Below are 16573 nucleotides of genomic sequence, written 5' to 3' on the forward strand. Positions count from 1 at the left end.
TGGCTGCCGCCGTCGTCCAGACCGGCCTCATCCACCTCGTTATTGCCAGACGCATTGGGCGACTCGGGGTTCACCTCTACCACCGGGGTCGCGTCCACGGTGATGGTCAGGGTCGCGTTCGCGGTATCCCCATCGGCATCGGTGATGGTGTAGTCGATCAGCACGTCGCCTTCAAAACCCGTCGCCGGGGTAAAGGTCACGCTGCCGTCGTCATTGAAGCTCACGCTGCCCTGGCTCGGGTCCTGCAGCGCGGCGTTGGTCAGGGTCACCGGACCATCGGCGCCGGCCACGTCGGCTCCGCCCGCACTGCCGTCCAGCACGTTGACGGTGATCGCCACGTTCTCGTCGGTCTCGGCCGCGTCGTCGGTGGCCTCGGGCACGTCATCCTTGATATCGATGGTCAGGGCTGCGGGATCGCTGACGTCGCCGTCGGAGTCGGTCACCACCAGGCTGAACACGTCCTGGATACCGTCGCTGCCGGCGCCCTGGCTGCTATGGTCGGTGGTGTTGTCGTCCAGAGTGTAGGTGTAGCTGTAGTCCCCATTCACCACGCTGACGACCAGCACGCCGTAGGTGCCCTGCACGGTGCCGCCGTTGGTCACGTCCACGCCGCTGATCACCACCGAGCCCACGCTGTCGGAGCCGGTATCGATGGCGATGGTGCCGCTGGTGGTCTCCAGGTCGGTGGCAGCCTGGCTGCCGCCGTCGTCAAGACCGGCTTCGTCCACCTCGTTATTGCCAGACGCATTGGGCGACTCGGGATTCACCTCCACCACCGGGGTAGCGTCCACGGTGATGGTCAGGGTCGCGTTAGCGGTATCCCCATCGGCATCGGTGATGGTGTAGTCGATCAGCACGTCGCCTTCAAAACCCGTCGCCGGGGTAAAGGTCACGCTGCCGTCACCATTGAAGCTCACGCTGCCCTGGCTCGGGTCCTGCAGCGCGGCGTTGGTCAGGGTCACCGGACCATCGGCGCCGGCCACGTCGGCCCCGCCCGCACTGCCGTCCAGCACGTTGACGGTGATCGCCACGTTCTCGTCGGTCTCGGCCGCGTCGTCGGTGGCCTCGGGCACGTCATCCTTGATGTCGATGGTCAAGGCTGCGGGATCGCTGACGTCGCCGTCGGAGTCGGTCACCACCAGGCTGAACACGTCCTGGATACCGTCGCTGTCGGTGCCCTGGCTGCTATGGTCGGTGGTGTTGTCGCTCAAGGTGTAGGTGTAGCTGTAGTCCCCATTCACCACGCTGACGACCAGGGTGCCGTAGGTGCCCTGCACGGTGCCGCCGTTGGTCACGTCCACGCCACTGATCACCACCGAGCCCACGCTGTCGGAGCCGGTATCGATGGCGATGGTGCCGCTGGTGGTCTCCAGGTCGGTGGCAGCCTGGCTGCCGCCGTCGTCCAGACCGGCTTCGTCGACTTCGCTGTTTCCGGACGCTTTCGGTGCATCCGGCATCACCTGAACAACGGGCTCGTCATCCTCGACAACCACCCGCCAGGTCGCCTGACTGGTGTCGCCGTCATTGTCGGTAAGGGTGTAGCGGATCTCAGCGGTGCCTTCGAATCCAGGGGCTGGGGTGTAGGTAATGGTGCCATCGGCATTGAACACCAGACTGCCGGCATCGGCGTCGACCAGCTCGGCCGCAGTGAGGCTGGCGCCATCGGCACCGAGGGTATCGGCACCGGTGGCATTGGTGACAACGTTGAGCGTGACCGCAGCATCGTCTGTCGTTTCGACAGTGGCATCGTCCACCGCAACAGGCGCATCATCGATAATCAGAATGTCCAGCGAACCACCGGCACTACTGCCATCGACGTCCACTGCGCGAACCGCCAGGCTGTCCAGGAAGCCACCGTCTGTGGCACCCGCTTCGGCATCGTTATCCACGTTATTGGTCAACTGATAGGTGTAGCTGACCGTGCCACCGGCTGCGCTACCGGAAAAACCGGTCAACGTAAGAAGCCCGTGCTTGGTAACGATAGTGACCGGCGAGGTTCCCAGCGCGCTCAGCTGAGCAAAGGTGAGCGTAACAGGGCCTACGGACAGCGTTGACAAGCCATCCGGAGAGGTAAAACCAAAGGAACCGCTGCGAATCAGCTGCGTGCTATCTCCGCGGGTGCCGCCACGAAGATCGGCCTCGTAGAGGACCTGTTCAGCGCTGGACGCGCCCACCGGCAGATCGCCGGATCCCCCAGGATTCCCGGGACCGCCAGGTCCTCCCGGGTTACCGGGACTGCCAGGACCTCCCGGATTACCGGGGCCACCAGATCCCGGCGTGCCGCCGTCTCCAGGGCCATCGAGCCCGGTCAGTATCACACCTTCGTCATCGTCACCGGGATCGACGGCATCGACGCCGGTGAAGTCACGGTCGATGAGCTCGTCACGTCCACCAAGATCAAACTGGAACGCCAGCGGGTCCACCAGCTCCACGATGCGCAGCAGACGGACAAAGTTGCTACCTTCATCATCGCCGCCGCCAGCGCCACCGGCAGCCGGATCTTCGAGGTTATCAAAAAGATCACCATCTCCAGCATCGATCGCCGCGAGCAGGTCATTGAGCTCTGCGTCCCCCAACACGTTGTCGGCCTGATCGGCAAGCTCAGCGAGTTCGGCAAGCTCCTCACCCTCACCCGTGGAAGCCGCCTGTGTACCGTCGGGTACAGGGGCGTCAATCAAGGCCGCACTGCCTGCGGCAAGCGGAACACCGAGGGAGTCCAGCGCACCGTCGTCCGCACCGTCTCCGGCTTCAGTGGTGTGCAGCACCGCATCGACGGCCCCCTGGGGGGATTGCCATAGGCTTACCTGCCCGCTCCCCGTCAGCGCCTGAGGAGCACCGGTGCCGCCGGGAGCGATGGACACCTCACCACCCTGGGATGTCACCAGTCTCTCGCCGTCTTGGATCTGGTCTCCAGGACGAAGCTCTCGAAGCGTCCCGTCTTCGCTTTGAATCCACGCTTGCCCTTGAACCGCCACCACTGTCGCTGTGCTCATTATCGAGTCCCTGCCCCTGTCTCGCGGTGTGCCTCGCCGTCCCGGGTACCGTGGCCATAATGACCCCGCCAAGACTCAGCGCATCCCGCTAGTTATCTCCAGATAGCTGTCGGTGCGTTCCGTTGTTGCACATATCTGCAGTCTGCAAACAACCCGCACATCCAGCACAATTTGGAAGCAGTATTAGCGAAGCACCTTATGTCTCGGCATTGGACTCAAGTACAGGCACAAAGAGCATTCCGTTGCAGAACGCTCAGTTTGGTCAATTTTATAAGCATCAATCTTAGATTAGAGATGCATTTTCACACATCAAAATCATATAGAACTCACATTACCTAAGATTAAAATACTGGTACTGACTGCCGTGACCATATCTATCTAAGACACACCTTCTAACACTAGTTATCTAGTCATTTTCTGCTAACTCGTTAAATCAGCGATCTTTTGTGGTCCTGCTTCCTAGAGGGCGACGCCCAAGACGTGCCTCACTCTTTTGGGAGGCACGCCGGACAGCCGGCTCCCACCGTCTCTTCTCCTCCCCCCAGGCATGACGTTGCTAAGTCGTCAAAAACCGTCTTTAGCACCAGCGCGCCGCCCGCAGCGCCGGGGTGAATTCAGCACGCCTTCCTGATTCAGAAAAAAACAAATAATTTCAATTAGTTATACCAACAAAGCTCGAGGCGTATCTAATGGGCAACATCTAGGATGTTGATTTTTAAGGACTTATACAAAGGTCACATACATGCGTCTCCTTAGGGAGACACTTTTGTCTTTCACTGAGCCCGAACGGCTAGGCACGCCAAAGACGAAACGCCATAAGTATCTGTTTTTTATATAAATCAATGAAACATGGCCCAGACTTTGCGCACCAGAACACCCAGTACAAGGCTTGACCCGCGCCACAGCACCACAGCGTGAGTGCACCAGGGCAGCCGCCACTACCACAGACGTTCGCAAGGAGAGGGTTCATGAAGATCACCATTCACGGTTCTGGTTACGTGGGTCTCGTCACCGGCGCCTGCCTCGCTGACGTAGGACACGATGTCATGTGTGTGGACGTCGACCAGGTCAAGGTCGCCCGACTCAAGCGCGGCGAAGTCCCTATCTACGAACCAGGATTGGAAGAGCTGATCCGCCACAACATGGATGACGGTCGTTTGCGCTTTTCCGACAGCCCACAAGAGGGTGTCGCGCATGGTCTGCTTCAGTTCATCGCGGTCGGAACTCCGCCTGACGAAGATGGCAGCGCTGACCTGACCCATGTGCTGGGTGTGGCGCAGACCATTGGCCAGTACATGAATGACTATCGAGTGGTGATCAACAAGTCCACCGTGCCGGTGGGTACAGCCGACAAGGTCACTCAAGCCGTTGCCAACACACTGGAAGGTCGTCAGCTGGATGTCGATTTCGATGTCTGCTCAAACCCGGAATTCCTGAAGGAAGGGGCCGCCATCGAGGACTTCTCGCGTGGTGCTCGTATCGTGGTGGGAACCGACAGCGATCGAGTACGCCGACTGATGCGCGAATGCTATGCGCCCTATAGCCGCCAGCGCGACAAGCTGATGTTCATGGAAGTCCGTAGTGCCGAACTGACCAAGTACGCAGCGAACGCCATGCTTGCGACAAAAATCAGCTTCATCAATGAAATCGCCAACCTGGCAGAGCATCTGGGAGCGGATGTCGAACAGGTGAGGCACGGTATCGGCAGTGATCCTCGCATCGGCTATCACTTCATCTACCCGGGATGTGGCTACGGTGGCTCCTGCTTCCCCAAGGACGTCAAGGCACTGGCGCGCACGGCCAGTGAAGTGGGAGCACCAGCGCGCATGCTTCAGGCGGTGGAAACCGTCAACAACAACCAGAAGACGCGACTGTTCGACAAGCTGGAACTTGCGCTGCATGGCAACCTGGAAGGACGCACCATCGCCATCTGGGGCCTGGCATTCAAGCCCAACACCGACGACATGCGTGAAGCCCCCAGTCGCGTGCTGATGGAGCAACTGTGGCAAGCCGGCGCACGGGTCCAGGCCTTCGACCCCGAAGCCGCTGCCGAGTGTCATCGCATCTACGGTGAGCGCCCGGACCTGTGCCTGTCAAAACAGCGCGATGCCGCCCTCGAAGGCGCCGACGCGCTGGTCATCTGCACCGAATGGAAAGCCTTCCGCACGGTGGACTTCGACAAGATCGCTCGCACGCTTAACCATCCGTTGGTCATCGATGGCCGCAACCTCTACTCCCCCGAGGATGTGGAACAAGCTGGGCTCGAGTACTACGCCATGGGCCGTGGAGCGTCTCTCCAGCAACCCAGGGTGTGAGGGCTCGACCATGTCATCACTTCCCAAGCACACCTCCGTGGCCAGCAAGGCCACGGAGTTGACCACCCTGGCTCTGCTGCTCGCCCTGCTCGTCGTGCTGGTCAGTGAACTCCCATCAGAGGTGTTCTCACCGGCGTCGAAGAGCTTCTTCTTTGCCATCGGTGCCGTGGGTGCCTGGCGCTACTCCTGGTGGTTCGTCCAGGCCCTGCGCTCGGTGTGGTACAACCGCCGCATCTTCCCTCGGATGCGGGCACAGGCCGATGCCTTGGGTGACGCCGGCAGGCCGTCGGAGCTGTACGTGCTGTGCACCTCGTTTCGGATCGATCCGGACGTCTGCTATCGCGTCTACGATGCGCTGATTCGCGAAACCCGCAGCTACGGCGTGCCGACGACGGTCTTCGCCTCGGTGTCGGACCAGACCGACGTGGACATCATCTCCCACGTCCTGCAGGAGCATGGCTGGCCCGGGCATATCGAAGTCAGATACATGTTCCAGAAGGGCGACGGCAAGCGCTCCGCCATGGCTGAGGTGCTACGTGCGATCTCCCGTCGTGCACCGGCACCGGACGCGCTATTGGTGTCCATGGACGGTGACATTCTGCTGGAACCCGGCACCCTGGAGCGCTCGCTGTCGTTCTTCGCGCTGCGTGATGACCTTGGCGCTCTGACGACCAACAACAGTGCGATCGTCACTGGCAACGATGCCACCAAGGAGTGGTACGACCTGCGCTACGCGCAACGCCACCTGGTGATGAGTTCGATGTCTGTGTCAGAGCGCCTGCTGGTGCTCACCGGGCGCTACAGTGCCTTTCGTGCAGACCTCGCTACCCACCCTGACTTCATTGACATGGTCGAGAACGACCACGTGGATCACTGGCGCTTCGGCACCTTCAAGTTCCTGTCCGGCGACGACAAGTCGACCTGGTACTGGCTGCTGAAAAATGGCTGGAAGATGCTCTACCTGCCGGACGTCTACGTCTCTGGCTTCGAGGAGCTACCTGATCGCACGCGCTTTTTCGCCTCTACCACCGATCTGATGCGCCGCTGGTACGGCAACATGCTGCGCACCAGTGGCCGAGCCATCGCCCTGGGACCGCGCCCGATGGGGCTATTCACCTGGTGGAGCCTGATCGACCAGCGTCTCTCCATGTGGACGACCCTGATCGGGCCGACGGTGGCAATACTGGTGTCCTTGTTCGTGCGCCCGTCGTTCATCTTCGCCTATGCCCTGTGGATTCTGTTCACCAGGGGCATCTCGACGTTGATTCTTGCCTGGCAGCGCGGTCGCTTCAGCCTGCTGTGGATTCCGCTGATCTACTACAACCAGGTCTACGGCGCCCTGCTCAAGACCTACGTGAGCTTTCGCTTCAATCGGCAGAAATGGTCGCGCCAGGGAATCTCTGCGGGTGAACCGGACAACCCCAAGGCGGTTCGTCGACAGCGGCGGATGGGGCATCTGCTGCATGCCTTCCACGTCTGCCTGATGCTGTTCGTGCTGACCCTGGCAACCGGTGTGCTGAAGATCCCGGACGCCACATCCCTCGACATTCTTGGTCAGTCAGGAGCCGCCGCTAGCCCCGCCACTGTTGCGCCTCCCTAGGGGCTCTACGCCGCGCCATTCAAGCGTCCCACGATACCCGATCGATACGCACGACCAGATACGTCCCGACACGGCCAACTTCGACACAGGATCTCAGATACCGCCATGAGCGATTACTTCGACCACCACGATCAAGAGACACCTTCGTCACGTCCTGCCTCTTCGCCCTCTCAACAGCGGGCAGAGCCTAGCCTCGGGCAGGCTGGCCATGACGCCAGTACCAGCAACGGTGACAGCCGCCCAGGCCTCGCCCACGAGCGACGCGATGAACGCCGCTATATCCGCGTCACGCCGACCTTTGAAGTGCGCTTCGAGGATGGCAACCGTTTTCGCGGCGTCGACCTGTCACAGGGTGGGTTCGCGATCGAAAGCCCGAAAGCCATGCGCAAGGATGCGCGCATTCGCGGCGAGATCGCCATCCAGACCGCCAGCGGGGAACTGCTGGTGCCGGTCGGCGCCAGCTGCCGCCACAGCCTCGCACAGGAGGGGCGCGCCGGTACGCATCACGCTGGCTTCGAGATTACCGACATTTCCCCCTCCCACCTGGAGCTGCTGCGCCAGGTCGTGCGAGCCCACCTGGCAGGACGACCGCTGAACGTCGAACAGCTGTTGCAGGGTGAAGACAGCCAGACTCCCCGCAAGCGACGTGGAGCGGGCAGTGCACCCCAACCGGCGGCGCGTCCCCCCAAGCCCTTGGGTCGTTACGTGGCGCTGTTCATGGGCTTTGCGGTTCTGGCCATCGTGGCGGCGGCCACGGCCTACCGCAACTTCATGCTGATTGAACCCAGCTTTGCCGCGGTCACCGCTCCACGCATCGATATCCGAGCCCCTAGCCCCGGTATCTTGATGGCCCATGAGCTGGAAGCCGGTGATCGCGTCACCCGCGACGAAGCACTCACGCGGGTCAAGGACGTAGACCTGGAGTCCGACCTCATTCTGGCCGAGGCGGCTCAGCGCTATAACAGCCAACTGATCGAAAATCTGCAGGAAAGCCTGGATAGCGCCAACGGCGGTCAGGTCAGCCTGGCCAACTCCGCTGAGCCGGGCAACGGCGAAGCCGTCAGCTTCGAGACGGTGTCACCCGCCATTGCCGAGGCCCGGATCGACCAGTTCGAGACGGCCAGGGACTTCCAGGCGTCCCGCGTCACCGCACTGCAGGCACGCCAGTCCCAGAACGAGATTTACAGCCCCTGCGACTGCCTGGTCGCCTGGGCCCTGTCCAGTTCTGACGGCACCTACATCAATGAAAGCGAAAAGATCATGACCTTGATGCGCACCGGTCAGGACGAGGTCATGGTCGAAGCTCTGGTCCATATGGACGACATCGACCGCATCGAGCCGGATCAGTTGGCCTACCTATCACTGCCCAATGCCTCAGGCACGATCAGCGCCAGGGTGCGCAGTGTGGCTCTCGACATCGAGCGCCAGCCCCGCGCGGGCTTCCCCAGCTGGGTGCGCCAGCAGCAGAACGTCGCCAGCGTGCTGCTGGTACCGGAAAAGCCGTTGCCCGTCGAAAGCGTCGGCACCCCGGTGGACGTGCGCTTCACCGAACAGGCGCTGCTGGGCGCCACCGCCGAGTGGATCTGGCAGAGCGGCCGCGGCATCTACCAGCAGGCCAGTCGACTGTTTTCTTCCGCCAAGGAAAGCCCTGAGGCCAACCAGGCAGGCTGATGCCCTCGCCATCGACGCGTCAGGGGAGCGCCTCCCCTGAGCGCTGCATGACAGTGATCAAGGAGAACACGCCATGACCAACACGACGCGCCTGACCGCTTCTGTCCTCGCCGTACTGGCCGCACAACCGCTGCTGGTCCAGGCCGCTGACGAGCCAGGACGGCCCGATGTTGCTGCCTGCTCCACCCGCCTTCCGCTGGTAGCGTCTCCGGCGCCGATGCTTGGCGAGTCGAGCGCTCACGATGCGATTCGAGAGGGCTTTGACACCACCCGAACCTGGGGCACCGAGGAAAACGTCGAACTGCTCGCCGGACACGCCGAGACGCCCGCCCTGCGCGTGCATTATCCGCAAGGAACGTCCTCACCGGGAGACACCGACGTCGGTGGTGCCGGCTTCTACGCCGAGCCCGCCGAACTGTCAGGCAGCGACCACGCCTGCCTCAGCTATCGGGTCCGTTTCGAGCAGGGTTTCGACTTCGTCAAGGGCGGCAAGCTGCCGGGTCTGTTCGGCGGTGAAGCCCCCAGTGGCGGCGATGACGTCACCGGCGAAAACGGTTTTTCGATGCGCTACATGTGGCGCGAGAACGGTCAAGGCGAGCTCTACGAATACGTGGTGGGCGGTGACAACGACTACGGAGACTCCATTGCCCGTGGGCGCTTCAGCTTTCCATCCGGACAGTGGGTCACGCTGGAACAGGAAATCATCCTCAATGATCCCGGCCAGGCCAATGGCGTCGCTCGCGTCTGGGTCAATGGCCAGCCGCTGATCGAGCAGACCGATATCACCTATCGCACCAGCGACAGCGTTCACATCGACGGCCTCATGTTCTCCACCTTCTTTGGTGGACATGGCAAGGACTGGCGCACGCCGCGGGACCAGCACGTCGACTTCGCCGACTTTCACTTCTACGCACCACGTTCATGAGTGTGACGGCCCACGGGCCGTCAACAAGGAGACCCTGCATGCCTGACTTGCGCGGATCATCGCCTCGCATCATCGCCTCGGCCTGGACAGCGCTACCTGCCGTGCTGGCGGGCAGCCTTGCGCTGGCAGCCGTATCGACAGCGGCCCAGGCCATGACCCTGGAAGAGCGAGCCGAACTCGACCTCAGCGACTACCGCGTGACGCGTCCTGACGCTTCCTACTTCGATGTGGACAGCCGCATGCAGATGCTGGCAAGCACCGATAACTCCATCTTGCTGCAGGAAATCGACCAGCTCTCCAACGGGCCGAGCTGCCAGCAGCTGCTGGCACAGGAACCGATCACGACCCGGCTGCGTATACCAGGCTATTACCCCAGCCCCAAGGAGTGGGAGCTGGCCTCCCAGCCGCTGTTCGACTTTGAAGACAGCGTATCGATGCTGGCTGGCTCCTTCGTCGCCACCGCCGACGACTACTATGCACAGTGCCTGGTGTCGTTCCTTGATCAATGGGCGCAGCACGATGCCTTGACCGACTTCCACTACGATCCCATGGAGCCCCAGGCGTGGTTCGCCACCGAGTCGATGATCTTTGCCGCCGGCATGGCCTACTCGGTGGTGCGGCCCGAGGTCGAGGGCCACACCCAGGCCAAGCAACGCATCGAAGAGTGGCTGAACCGGCTGGCGCACAAGCACGCCAAGATTCCCGGGCAGCCCGGTAACAGCTGCTGCAACAACCACTTCTACCGGCGAGCCCTCTACGCCAGCGTGATCGGGGTGGTGACCGAGGATGACGAACTGTTTCGCTTCGGTGTCAGCGCCATCTATTCGGCACTGTCCGACATGACCGATCAGGGGGCCTTCCCGCTGGAAATCGACCGGGGTCGTCGCGCCACTCACTACCAGAACTATGCCCTGCTCTACCTGATCACCAACATGCAGGTCATCGCGCGTCAGGGCTACGACATCTTCGATCTCGAGATAGACGGCCACAGCATCCACGATGCGGTGGACTTCGCCCTGACCATCTTCAATAACCCGGAAGCTCTTGGAGACCTTGCTCCTCGCGAGCAGTACACCGGTTTTCTCAAGGACAACCAGTATTTTGCCTGGATGGAGATCTACCAGAACCACTTCGATGACCCCCGCATCGAGGAATTCCTGACTCAGGTCCGCCCGGTCTACAACCGCAGCGCCGGCGGCTACCAGACGCTCTACTTCATGTCACCGCAGGCGCAACAGCACCTGGTCATCGACGAAAGCCGGCGCGAGACGACCGCCTTCGAAGGCCTTGCCGATGACGCTGTGTCGCAGTGACCGATAAAAAAGCCCCAGGAGGCCTGCCCATGATGCTCCCCCACTTTCGCTCCTTTACTCCTCAAGGCCTGCGCTGGTCGAAGGCCTTTCCGCTGACCGCATCCGCCGCCATGGCCCTGTGGCTGGGCGGCTGCGCCGCGCCGGGCTCGCAATTCCAGTCGACCGGGGTCGACCCGTTGCCGGCGCAGTACCAGGACTTCTTTGATGGCGAACAGCCGCGCAATCCCGAATGGATGCATGACAACGCGCTCGACAAAGCCGAGCAGCTGGTCGCCGCGGGACAGACCCGCGAGGCGATCCTCGAACTGAAGGCCGTGGCGGCCCAGGACATACCCAAGGCGTACTACGAACTGGGCAAGATCTGGGACCAGGGTAAAGGCATCCAGGCAGACCCCGCCAAGGCGGCCACCTACTATGAAGACGCCGTGCGCACCCCATCTTACATACTGGGCCACGCATCGCTGAATCTGGCCAAGCTGAGCCTTGAGCAGGAAGGTGCCCCCTACCGCCCGGTACTCGCCTACTACCTGCTCGAACAGGCCATGGAAGAGCAGATTGGCCGTGACGAGGGGGTGGTCATGGCATCGCTTCTGGCTCGCGGTGCCGACGGCGTTGCCGCCGACCCTCAGCGTGCCCTGGCGCTTTACCGTCAAGCGGCTGACAACGGCAATGCCGATGCCACTCTGGCCTTGGCCCAGGCTTACGCTGAAGGCGGCTGGTTGGACAACGACCCCGAGCGCTCACGCCAATATGCGCAGCGCTATGCCGAAGGCCTGCGCGAGCGAGCCGGTGGCGGCGACGTCAAGGCCATGACCGAGCTGGCCGAGCTGTACGCCGCGGATGGCCTGCTTGCCGGCAACGATGAGCAGCGCCTGCATTGGTTGAGTCAGGCCGCCCAGGCGGGTGATCCTGGCGCTGTCGCCAAGGCCGGCCGTGAGATGCTCGAAAGCGGCCGCGCCGACCAGGGCGCTGAGCTGCTGAGTGAAGCGGCCAAGACGGGCGATGTCGATGCCATGGAGCGCCTGGGCAAACTGCTGCTCGAGGGAGACGGGCTCAGAGCGCGTCCCATGGAAGCCCGCTCATGGCTTGAAAAGGCCATCGCCGAAGACTCCGTGACGGCGCGTGTCACGCTGGGCCGTGCCCTGCTGGAAGGGGATGCATTGCCGGCCGAGCCGCAGCGAGGCATTCGCCTGCTCGAGGAAGCGGCCAACCGCGATGACGCTCTGGCCCTCGCGGTTCTCGGCCAGGTCTACCTGTCTGACGAACGGGTGCCGTCACAGCCGATCATGGCCGCTCGCTATCTTGAGCGTGGCCATGAACTGGGGCACCCCTTCGCCACCGAGCAGCTGGGACAGCTGTATCTCGAAGGCCGTGGCGTAGCCGCCAACCCGGCCCGCGCCGAACGCCTGCTGCGCGAGGCCATCGAGCAGGGCCAGACCGGCGCCTTGCGGGTACTGGGTGAGGCCTACCTGCAGCAGGACGGCCCGCTGGCCTACCAGCCCAATGAAGCAGAGCGCCTGCTGTCCCAGGCCGTCGAGGCGGGCGACACCAGCGCGGCCACTCGCTTGGGTGAAGCCTACCTCACCGGCGACCTGGCCGGTGGTCAAGGCCTCCAGCAGGCCTCTGTACCCTCACAGCCGCAGACGCCAGCCGCGTCCTCGACCATGTCATCAACCAGGCTTCCCACCCCATCGGCGCAGCCGGAGGTCAGCCCCAGAGTCGAGGCGGGTCGTCGTCTGCTGACAGAAGCTGCCGAGCAGGGCGACGCCTATGCCATGGTGGTGCTGGGCCGAGCCTATCGCGATGGTACCGGTGTCGAGCGCGACCTGACCGCGGCGACAGACTGGCTTGAACGGGCCGAGCAAGCGGGCCATCCCTCCGCGGCTGAAGCCCTGCTGCGCACCCAACGGGATCGCGGCAAGGCCGGCGATATCCAGGCCCTGATCGCTTCTGCGCGTCAGGGAAACGTCAACTCCATGGCGGATCTCGGTCGCGCCTATCGTGACGGTCAGGGCATTGGCCAGAACAACGCCGAGGCCAGTCGCTGGCTGGAACAGGCCGCTCGTCAGGGTCACCCTGGCGCCGCCGCCGCCCTGGGCCGGATGTACCTGGACGGTGATGGGGTCAGCAGGGATCCCGCCAAGGGCGCCGAATTGCTCAAGATGGCGGTGGCGGGAGGCCACGCCGGCGCGCGAGCAGACCTTGGCGAGCTTCTGCTGAGCGGAAACGGGGTCGACGCCGACCCTGAGCGAGGCCGTCAGCTGCTGCAACAGGCTGCAGAAGCAGGCAACCAGTACGCTGCCCAGACTCTGGGTGAGGCCTATCTGGATGGCCAGGGTGTCACCGCCGATGGAGAGCAGGCCGAACGCTGGCTCAGCCAGGCCAGCGAGGCCGGCAACCTGTCGGCCCGCTCCGCCCTGGGCACGGCGCTGATACGCGGCGACCAGCAACTGGCCCAGGACGTACAGCGAGGAGAGCAGCTTTTGACCAGCGCAGCCGACCAGGGGCATGCCGGCGCCCAGGCCAACCTTGGCCGCGAATATCTGCGCGGTGACAACCTGGAGCGTGATACTCGGCAGGGAGCCGACTATCTGCTGCAAGCCGCTCGCCAAGGGCACGAGACCGCGCGGCTGGCCCTGGCCAAGGCCTACCTTGCCGCCAACGGCCTGGAAAACGCCAACCGGGAACAAGCGCTGGTATGGCTGGATGGAGTGATGGACGGCAACTCGCAGCTGGCCTCCCAGACCCTGCATGACCTGCTGTCTGACGAAGCCACCCTGGCCGCCATGCCCGCTGCCATGGAGGCAGACAGCTAATGTCCTGGCCGGCCGGGGCCCACGCCCTGGCCGACCCAGCCATCTCTCCCCCCTATCTCTCCCCCTCTATCTCTCCATCCCCGCCAGTGTCGCGAGAGCGCGTCGCTGGCTAGCTCTCTAGACGCTCACTCAGGGCCTCGATAAAGGCACGCAGCTTGGCCGACTGGCGAAGTCTGGGCGGGTAGATCATCTGAATCGTACGCGTGCGCTCAGCATACGTCGGCAACACCTCCACCAGGTCCCCCCTGGCCAGATCGTCGGCCACCAGATAGTCTGCCACTCGCACGATGCCCCGACCTGCCAACGCCTGCTGACGCAGCAGTCGATGATCATTGATGCTCAAGCATCCCTCCAGGGTGACGTCCTCCGCATCGAACGACCACAGCTGTTGCTGGGTGAAGGTCAGGCAACGATGCTCGCGCAATTCTGCCGTGGATTGGGGCTGACCATGGCGCGCCAGATAGGAAGGTGCCGCGCAGCAAACCGCGCGGTAGCGCATCAGCGGACGCGCGATCATGCGCTCCGGTGGAACCAGGGTCGAGCGAAATGCCAGATCAAAGCGCTCTCGTGTCAGGTCATGGTTGCGATAGCTGACGTCCAGGTGCAGGCGTAGTTCGGGATGTGTGCGCTGAAAGTCGTTACAGATGTCCATCAGGTAGTGCTCGGCAAACAGCACCGGCGCCGTAATGCGCAGCTCTCCTGACAGGCGCCCGCCAGCGTGCTCGAGCTCTCTTCCCAGCTCTATCAGGCTATCCTGCACCTGGTCCATGCGCCGCAGCACGCGCTCACCATCTTCAGTGAGCCGCACGCTCCTGGTCGAACGAATCAAGAGACTGACGTTGAGGTCACGCTCCAGACGCCGGACCTGCTCGGACAAATAGCTTTTCGACACGCCGGATTGTTCGGCAGCACGGGTAAAACTCAGCGTGCGGGCGACATCGGCGAACAGTGCCATCCGCTCCAATGTCTTGTGATCAGGACTTGCCATCATCAGATTCCTGCCAATAAAGGACGGTCTGCACCACGAATGACGCCGTGCTTGCAGTAAAACTCTACCCTTGCTGAATGACCGGTGACAGGCCTTACTGTTCACCTGAACGAACAATGTTTTCTCGCTACTGACTTCTAGCGAACGCTAGCCCTAGCTAGAGTGTGGGCAGCCAGAGTGAGGTCGGCCAGGGTGCGGGCAGCCAGAGTGTAGCTTCCCGGCAGGCGTCATCACCCTGGAACCCCGGGCATGCCACAGGTCCTGGCACTATCCCCTCGGCCCCTCATGTCCGCCCTTGTCACGGAGGAAATCAGCATGACCTACCATCCTGCAGCAGACCGCTATGATCGCATGCGCTACCGGCGCTGTGGTCGAAGTGGTCTGAAACTTCCTGCCCTGTCGCTCGGCCTGTGGCACAACTTCGGTCACAACGCCGACGAGCGCAATGCACGCGACATCTGCCGCACGGCGTTCGACCACGGCATCACCCACTTCGACCTGGCTAACAACTATGGTCCGCCCCCCGGCAGTGCCGAACAGATGTTTGGGCGTATTCTGCACTCGGACTTTGCCGGCCATCGCGATGAGCTGGTGATATCGACCAAGGCGGGCTACCACATGTGGCCTGGGCCCTACGGTGAATGGGGTAGCCGCAAGTACCTGCTGTCGAGCCTCGACCAGAGCCTTGCGCGAATGGGCATCGACTACGTCGACATCTTCTATTCCCATCGCTTCGACCCAGAGACGCCGCTGGAAGAGACCATGGGAGCGCTCGACCACGCCGTGCGCTCCGGCAAGGCGCTCTATGCCGGCATTTCGTCCTACAGCCCAGAACGCACTCGCGAGGCCGCCAGACTGCTGCGCGACATGGGCACGCCATGCCTCATTCATCAGCCCAGCTACTCGATGATCAATCGCTGGATCGAAGATGACGGCTTGCTCGACGTTCTCGACGAGGAAGGCATCGGCTCAATCGTCTTCTCGCCCCTCGCCCAGGGACTGTTGACCAACAAGTATCTCGATGGTGTGCCCCAGGACAGCCGTCTGGCCAAGGGCGGCGCCATCCGCGAGGACCACCTGTCGGACGACAACCTGAGGCGGGTAAGGGCGCTCAACGATATCGCCGCGCAACGGGGCCAGACCTTGGCCCAAATGGCGATTGCCTGGGTCCTGCGCCAGGGCCGCGTTACCACCGCATTGATTGGCGCCAGCCGGTCGGAACAGGTCGTCGACTGCGTCAGAGCACTGGACAACCCAGAATTCAGCGACGCAGAGCTCGCAGAGATCGACCGCTACGCGGTGGATGGTGGCATCAATCTTTGGGCGCAGTCATCCAAGGCCTGAAAGCACGCGCCTCGTCATGAGGCGCATGTGCCGATACTGCTGCGTCAGCACGATTCCATGGTAACGCTCGGCCGCGTGCAGAGTAGCGCTGCTCGGCTCTGCGGCTCTGTGCCTCCACCCTGCCGTCAACTGAGGTCATGGCAGCTGCAAAAAGAATTTGAGTGATTGCTCAAGATGAGTTTGAATAGCCTCCTAAATACCGGCTAGACAGCCAATGAGGAGCATCACCATGGCACGCGTCATCAACCGCACCCTGCTGGACTGGGGGCGACTGACCGCCAATCTGGTCACCTACCCTGAGGGTCATAGCGTCTATCGTCATAATGATCCCATGGGCGGCGGCCGATACTTCAAGCTGAACATGATCCTCAAGGCGCCCAAGGCAGGAGGCGTGTTCGAGACGGAGCGAGTGATCTTCAACCTATTCAACCGGGTCATCCTGTTCCGGCCTGACCTTTACCAGCACAGCGTGTCGCGGATCGAGAAAGGCCAACGGGTGCTGCTGAGCCTGGCCCTGCATACCCCGTAGCAAGCGACTATCAGTGAAGCGTTCACCAACGTTTCTCGCCGGCTCTCTCGCTCTTCTCTCGCTCTTCTCTCCACCCCAT

10 protein-coding genes are annotated in these 16573 nt (G+C 62.5%); 8 read left to right on the top strand and 2 right to left on the bottom strand.

Annotated features, from left to right (window positions below; all coding sequences use genetic code 11):
• The coding region (locus tag JF545_RS19235) for a retention module-containing protein (RefSeq protein WP_206944773.1) at positions 1-2993 on the bottom strand (2993 nt) is incomplete at its 3' end.
• 968 nt (positions 2994-3961) lie between these two features.
• Here JF545_RS19235 and JF545_RS19240 point away from each other — a divergent pair.
• The 6 genes from JF545_RS19240 to JF545_RS19265 all read left to right on the top strand — a co-directional run bounded on the left by JF545_RS19240 (position 3962) and on the right by JF545_RS19265 (position 13633).
• Positions 3962-5308 (top strand): UDP-glucose dehydrogenase family protein, encoded by a 1347-nt coding sequence (locus tag JF545_RS19240; protein WP_206944774.1) that lies wholly within the window; start codon positions 3962-3964, stop codon positions 5306-5308.
• 10 nt (positions 5309-5318) lie between these two features.
• Positions 5319-6908 carry a glycosyltransferase gene (locus JF545_RS19245; protein ID WP_224908328.1) on the top strand — a complete coding sequence of 530 codons (1590 nt, stop codon included), beginning with the start codon at positions 5319-5321 and terminating at the stop codon, positions 6906-6908.
• 105 nt (positions 6909-7013) lie between these two features.
• The gene (locus tag JF545_RS19250; protein ID WP_206944775.1) at positions 7014-8579 is read left to right on the top strand and encodes a PilZ domain-containing protein; all 1566 of its coding nucleotides are present in this window, start codon (positions 7014-7016) and stop codon (positions 8577-8579) included.
• Positions 8580-8652: 73 nt separating this feature from the next.
• Positions 8653-9504, top strand: a complete 852-nt coding sequence (locus JF545_RS19255) for a polysaccharide lyase (protein ID WP_206944776.1) — start codon at positions 8653-8655, stop codon at positions 9502-9504.
• Between the two features lie 38 nt (positions 9505-9542).
• Positions 9543-10817: an alginate lyase family protein gene (locus JF545_RS19260; RefSeq protein ID WP_206944777.1), complete on the top strand. Its 1275-nt coding sequence runs from the start codon at positions 9543-9545 to the stop codon at positions 10815-10817.
• Between the two features lie 29 nt (positions 10818-10846).
• Entirely contained in the window at positions 10847-13633 is a 2787-nt protein-coding gene (locus tag JF545_RS19265) for an SEL1-like repeat protein (protein WP_242520971.1), read from the top strand.
• Positions 13634-13742: 109 nt separating this feature from the next.
• On the opposite strand, the gene JF545_RS19270 is transcribed toward JF545_RS19265, so the two are convergent.
• Entirely contained in the window at positions 13743-14621 is an 879-nt protein-coding gene (locus tag JF545_RS19270; protein WP_206944778.1) for a LysR family transcriptional regulator, read from the bottom strand.
• Between the two features lie 315 nt (positions 14622-14936).
• Here JF545_RS19270 and mgrA point away from each other — a divergent pair, with 315 nt between their 5' ends.
• Together mgrA and JF545_RS19280 are read left to right on the top strand one after the other, a co-directional pair.
• Positions 14937-15965 (top strand): L-glyceraldehyde 3-phosphate reductase, encoded by a 1029-nt coding sequence (gene mgrA / locus JF545_RS19275; RefSeq protein WP_206944779.1) that lies wholly within the window; start codon positions 14937-14939, stop codon positions 15963-15965.
• 229 nt (positions 15966-16194) lie between these two features.
• Positions 16195-16494: a hypothetical protein gene (locus JF545_RS19280; protein ID WP_206944780.1), complete on the top strand. Its 300-nt coding sequence runs from the start codon at positions 16195-16197 to the stop codon at positions 16492-16494.
• Positions 16495-16573 lie beyond the last annotated feature (79 nt).

The organism is Halomonas litopenaei (genome assembly GCF_017303055.1).
In the GTDB taxonomy this organism is placed as follows: domain Bacteria; phylum Pseudomonadota; class Gammaproteobacteria; order Pseudomonadales; family Halomonadaceae; genus Halomonas; species Halomonas litopenaei_A.